1 protein-coding gene is annotated in these 1051 nt (G+C 43.1%); it reads left to right on the plus strand.

The genetic code is table 11. The features are described from left to right. Window positions 1-78 precede the first annotated feature (78 nt). The gene (locus AB4167_RS21645) at window positions 79-999 is read left to right on the plus strand and encodes an IS5 family transposase (protein ID WP_029236538.1); all 921 of its coding nucleotides are present in this window, start codon (window positions 79-81) and stop codon (window positions 997-999) included. The last annotated feature ends 52 nt before the right edge of the window (window positions 1000-1051 follow it).

Genomic DNA, 1051 nt, shown 5'->3' on the forward strand with positions numbered 1-1051 from the left:
GGCTTTGTTTCCTAAATCAGGGAACTAATGCTTAAAGCTACGATCAGATCATCTAAGTTCACTCACATACTTAGAGCAATGCCAAAGCCTCGCTACAGAACAACTAACTGGAAACAATATAACCAAGCCCTAATCAATCGTGGTTCACTGACATTCTGGATTGATGAGGAAGCGATTCAACAGTGGAAGCAACTCAAGCAAGGTAAACGAGGTCGACCTCGATTGTTTAGTGACTTAGCCATTACGACCGCCCTCATGGTTAAACGAGTATTCGCGATGCCGTTGAGAGCGTTACAAGGATTCATCGATTCTGTTTTCAAACTCGCTCAACTCCCGTTGTCATGTCCTCATTATTCATGCATCAGTAAACGAGCCAAAACGGTTAATGTGTCATTCAAGACAAAGACCCGAGGCGCAATACAGCATTTAGCCATTGATGCAACAGGGCTAAAGGTCTACGGTGAAGGTGAATGGAAAGTAAAAAAACATGGTACTGACGGGAAGCGTCGAGTTTGGCGTAAGCTCCATTTAGCCGTAGACACTGGCACTCATGAAATCATTGCGGCTGAGTTAAGTTTATCGAATGTCACTGACGGTGAAGCTCTTCCTAATTTACTGAATCAAACTCGTCGTAGAATCAATGAGATATCTGGTGATGGAGCTTACGATACAAGACAATGCTACGAAGCAATACGTATTAAACAAGCTGTTCCACTTATTCCACCGAGAGAAGGTGCTGCTTTTTGGTTACGAGGTCACCCCCGTAATCTGGCGGTAGCTTGCCAGAAATTATACGGCTCAAATAAACATTGGAAAAAGAAGTACGGTTACCATAAACGGTCACTTTCAGAGACGGCTATGTTCCGTGTAAAGACACTGTTTGGTGGGCGATTAAGTTTAAGAAACTATAATGCTCAGGTTGGTGAAACCTACGCCATGATTAAAGCGTTGAATAAGCTCACAGGGTTAGGTATGCCTAAAACGATAGAAATAGCCTAATAATCACCCATACTGGCCGTTTCTATCTGAGATCCAATTAGGAAACAAAGCC

It is taken from the genome of Vibrio sp. 10N.286.49.E11, assembly GCF_041469505.1.
Taxonomy (GTDB): Bacteria; Pseudomonadota; Gammaproteobacteria; order Enterobacterales; family Vibrionaceae; genus Vibrio; species Vibrio crassostreae_C.